Annotated in this window: 6 protein-coding genes; 5 read left to right on the top strand and 1 reads right to left on the bottom strand. The window is 58.6% G+C overall.

Annotation, left to right across the window (positions count from 1 at the left end; translation table 11 throughout):
- The first annotated feature begins 44 nt into the window (after positions 1-44).
- Complete coding sequence (locus ACSHSS_RS29770; RefSeq protein ID WP_445545938.1) at positions 45-848, top strand: DUF2169 domain-containing protein; 804 nt, start codon at positions 45-47, stop codon at positions 846-848.
- Positions 841-1,329, top strand: a complete 489-nt coding sequence (locus tag ACSHSS_RS29765; RefSeq protein ID WP_445545937.1) for a DUF4150 domain-containing protein — start codon at positions 841-843, stop codon at positions 1,327-1,329. Before ACSHSS_RS29770 ends, ACSHSS_RS29765 begins: the two co-directional genes overlap by 8 nt.
- Here the strand turns inward: ACSHSS_RS29765 and ACSHSS_RS29760 are convergent.
- Positions 1,224-1,862, bottom strand: a complete 639-nt coding sequence (locus ACSHSS_RS29760; protein WP_445544534.1) for an IS1595 family transposase — start codon at positions 1,860-1,862, stop codon at positions 1,224-1,226. The genes ACSHSS_RS29765 and ACSHSS_RS29760 overlap by 106 nt on opposite strands.
- Before the next feature lie 190 nt (positions 1,863-2,052).
- On the opposite strand from ACSHSS_RS29760, the gene ACSHSS_RS29755 reads away from it, so the two are divergent.
- From ACSHSS_RS29755 to ACSHSS_RS29745, 3 genes are read left to right on the top strand one after another with little or no spacing between them, the layout of a single operon-like run.
- A complete protein-coding gene (locus tag ACSHSS_RS29755) occupies positions 2,053-3,066 on the top strand; it encodes a polymorphic toxin type 15 domain-containing protein (protein ID WP_445545936.1) in 1,014 nt (337 codons plus the stop codon).
- 12 nt (positions 3,067-3,078) lie between these two features.
- The gene (locus ACSHSS_RS29750; protein WP_226237362.1) at positions 3,079-3,747 is read left to right on the top strand and encodes a GAD-like domain-containing protein; all 669 of its coding nucleotides are present in this window, start codon (positions 3,079-3,081) and stop codon (positions 3,745-3,747) included.
- Between the two features lie 23 nt (positions 3,748-3,770).
- The gene (locus ACSHSS_RS29745; RefSeq protein WP_445545935.1) at positions 3,771-4,061 is read left to right on the top strand and encodes a hypothetical protein; all 291 of its coding nucleotides are present in this window, start codon (positions 3,771-3,773) and stop codon (positions 4,059-4,061) included.
- The last annotated feature ends 17 nt before the right edge of the window (positions 4,062-4,078 follow it).

Genomic DNA, 4,078 nt, shown 5'->3' with positions numbered 1-4,078 from the left:
GTTCACAATGTGGAACGACGGAATTTTCTGGGGTTCCGGCGTAGATCCCCAACTTAGAGCATGCATTTGGCGGGCAGTGCCGTATCGAGTTGGGCAACAAGGCGGCCGACCGAGTCCCGAAGAAGGAACGGCTGACACCTGACCAGGCGAACGCCCATCCCGATGCGCCGCACGCCCCGGTCGCCCATGATGCGTTTTCAGCCAACGTCTCGGGACAGGGATTCGTCCGCGATTGGTATCTGGATGCGACGGGCATCAACGCCGTTGCTGCGCCGCAAATCGAATATTCCGCGCGGCCCGTGACGTTGGCTCACTTCGATTCAGCTCGAAGAGGCAATCTCGATCAGTCGATGCCGATTGTCGCCGGATTCGGTGTTCGCCCGAAAGGGCATCCCGAGCGGGCTAAGTTGGTTGGGACCATCGATCGTGCGTTCATCGAAAGCGACGCGCCATTGCCGGCGGATTTTGATTTTGCCGTCTGGAACGCAGCATGGCCAGATCAGCAAGTGGATGCACTACGAGGCGATGAACAGATCGAGCTGGTGAATTTGTGCACGCAGACCACGCCGCGTGCTACCTGCGACCCCTCGGGCAACGTCACGTTGTCGTTGAAGCTTCCCGGCCACTTGCCATTTGCACTAGTCCGGTTCGAAGACGGCAGCATCGGAGAGCTGGAGGCGCGACTCGACACCGTGCTGATCGATCCCGAGCGGCGCGAAGTAGCCTGCGTCTGGAGAGCGACGCTGGCGAAGCAGCCCGGCGTGCGTGTCCTCGAACTGCGCATGATCGAGCGCGGCGACGCCGATCTGATGGCGTCTGCGCAAGGTGAGGGGAGAGCGCATGGCTAATCAGCTCGGGGCTCGTAAAGACAGCGCGTTCAAGGCAGTTTCAACCGCTCCATCCATCAACAAGACACCGGTGGGCAGTAGTACGCCCCCGTTGCCGTACCCAGTGACGGAGGATTTGTCGAGCAGCCTGGGCACGGTGCCGAATGTGCGCTTCAACGGCGATCCCGCCTACGTGCTGAGCCAGAGCACGCAGCCGAGCTGTAAGGGCGACGCAGCCGGATCCTGCAACGGCGTGAAAAGCGGGACCGTCAGCGGCGAGGTCAAGCCGGTGAAGGGCTCGAGCACGGTTCGCATCACGGGCAAGCCGGTCATTCGCGAAGGCGATCCATGCACGCTTAATGGCGGAAATTGCCCGGGCATTTATGTGGGTAATTCCTACCCAGACCGGACCAAAATGGATTTGATTTCAAGGGTGGGAGTTGCCTTCAGAAGCTTGCACAGCAAGGGTCTGAGGTCGTCGTCCCGATGGTTGAAACGGTAGCAAACTTCAGCCAGGTAAAGATGAAAGAATTTTTGGGGCACGCCGCGGTACGGATAGAGCCAATTCTTGGCGTAGCTCCAGAAGCCTTCGATACCGTTGATGTGATCGCGCCCGACCGGTTTGCCTTTCTCTTTGCGCACGATCACATGGTCGCCGCGTAGCCTAAGGGTGGCGTACGCCTGCCATGCATCGGTGTAGTACAGCGAGCCTTCTCGCGTATGTGCCTGGATCTGCTCCATGATCGCTACCTGGTCATGCGTTGCGATCGGGGCGGCTTTGACTTCGCCATTGCGTTTGACGATGCCGAAGACGACGACTTTACCCGCTGCACCCCAACCACGTTTGCCGTGGCGAGCCCCGCCAAACGTGGTTTCGTCGCATTCCAGCGCCCCGCCAAACGGCTCGCGCAGTTGCTCTTGCTGAGCCATGCATGCACGAATCAAACGATAGAAGCGCTCGCGTGATTTGGCGCTGATCGAGGTATCAAACCGCTGCCGATAAACCGGCACGCCCAGCACGAACAACTCCAGCAAGCGCGTCTTCTGCCGACTGCTCAGGCGCACCGAATCCCAGACCGACGTCCAACTGAATTTCTTGCCACAGCTACGGCACTTGTACCGTCCATCGGACAATTCATAGGGCCTGCTCGTCGCGCATTCAGGACAGCGTTTCATCGTCGGACCAGCATAACTCCGGTCCGGTCTGGGTAGGAATTACCTTTATGTGACCCAGTCTGCCCCGAGCGCATCGATCGAAGGCGGCAAGCCGAGCGCCAGCAGTAACCCGCCCGTCAAACCGGAGACCCCCAAGGAAGAAGGGTGGTGGGGGGCGGCAAGTCCGTGGGTACACGGCGTGCTGGGTGTCGCGAGTTTTGTGCCAGGACTCTCAGTTGTGACTGGGGCGGTGGACGCAGGAATCTATGCGGCCGAGGGCAACATGGTCGAGGCCGGCCTATCGGCAGCGAGCATGATCCCCGGCGGCAAAGTGGTGACCACGGCAGGCAAGATCGCAAAAGGTGCGGTGGGCCTCGCGAAGGGGGCGCATGTAGCAGAGGAGGCAGCGAAAGCGGCCAAGGTGGCGAAGGAGGCGGAAGAAGCAGCGAAGGCGGCGAAGTTGGCGAAGGAGGCCGAAGAGGCCAAGAAAGCCCAGGCGGAAGCCGAACGGCTTCGGAAGTTGAAGGAGGAGGGCGAAGCGGCTGAGAAGGGCAAAGACGGCCTCAAGGTCAAGCTGAAGCGGATGAAGGAGCACCTGGTGAAGTGCTTCAAGAAGAACGCGAAAGGCGATCCGAAGGAGTACGACCGTCAATTGCTCGAGCAGGAAAAGGGCTTGAACGACCTGAGTGTGAAGGAGTACCTAGAAGGGCGAGCCCGCTACCAAGAGATAGGGCGAGCGGGTACCGGTGCCGCGCAGGAACAGGCAAGAGCCGCGTACTCGGCCGAATTGGCGGCGAAGTTCGAAAAGGCGCTGGGCAAGCAGGGTATTGCAGGCGAGGCTGCCGCGGAGCAAGCCAAAGCGATGGCGGCTGAACGAATGAAGACACTGGCAGCGCTGCATAATCCAGACATGATCGCGGGTGGTAAGGATGTCGTCACCATGATGGGCGATCGCGGCGTCAACTCGTCCATCGGATCGCAATGGAAGGACCGCGTAGCTGACCTTGACGAAGCGGCGAAAAAAGTCCCTGAAGCGGAGCGAGGCGGGACTAAAATGAACGCTAAGCTCAAGCGATGCCAATAGTGAGGAAGCGCAATGGATAAGTTCATGGAGAATTTCTTGGGGTACAAGGAATTCGGACCGGCAATTGATCGGCGCGACGTGCCAGTGGAAAAGATCGAGAAATTCCGGGGCAAGCTGCCAAATAAACTTCTGGATTACTGGCAGGAGTACGGGTGGTGCGGATATGGTAAGGGGTTGCTGTGGACGGTCGATCCGGACGAATGGGAAGATGAACTGGAAGCGTGGATCGGCGAGACTAAATTCATGGAGCGCGATGCATATTACGTAATCGCGCGTACGGCTTTTGGCGGGCTGGTGCTGTGGGGCGAGAAGACTGGGCAGTCGCTGAAGGTCATCACACCGTATGGCATGATTTTTCCGTCATTCGATGAGGAGGAATACCAAGAGGATGGCCCGGATCTGACCATTCAGCTTTTTTTTAGCACAGCCAGCAAAGAGATGTTTGATCTGCTGGATAGCGAAAAAGCTCCCCTTTTCGAGCGCGCGCTTGAAAAATTGGGGCCTCTCGATCATACGACGATGTACGGGTTCGTACCGGCCCTCGCGCTCGGAGGGACACCGGAGCTCGAGCGCCTCCAAAAGCTCGATGCGCATGTCCATCTGGACATCTTGTCTCAGGTAACCGAAATACAGGTGATGCGGGACATTGGGCAAGATGCTCGGGATGCTGGATTGCTGTAGCAGAAGAATTACAAAATCCGCGCATGATGAAAATCCACCTTGCCAATTTCGGGCTGAAGAACTACCTATGGCCCGCTTGTCGCGAGCGGTCCACGATCGCCATGACCGAAGATCGAGATCTGCGTGAATATAGGGAGCGTGGCGATCGGGCGGGCTACATTGCCTTTGCGCTCGCAAACAAGAAATCGACGACCGGGAGTCCTCTCACAAAGGGTACGGCATCGCGCTGGTATGGCCTGCCCAACATCTTCGCTGAGTCTGTAGGCGACATCTGGCTCCATGAGCTTGCCCGCAAAAAATGGATCCCTTGCTGAGTGTGTAAAACTCACGC

The organism is Burkholderia sp. BC1, assembly GCF_052683555.1.
Note: the sequence above shows the minus strand (reverse complement) of the source record. Positions and strands in the feature narration are given on the sequence as shown.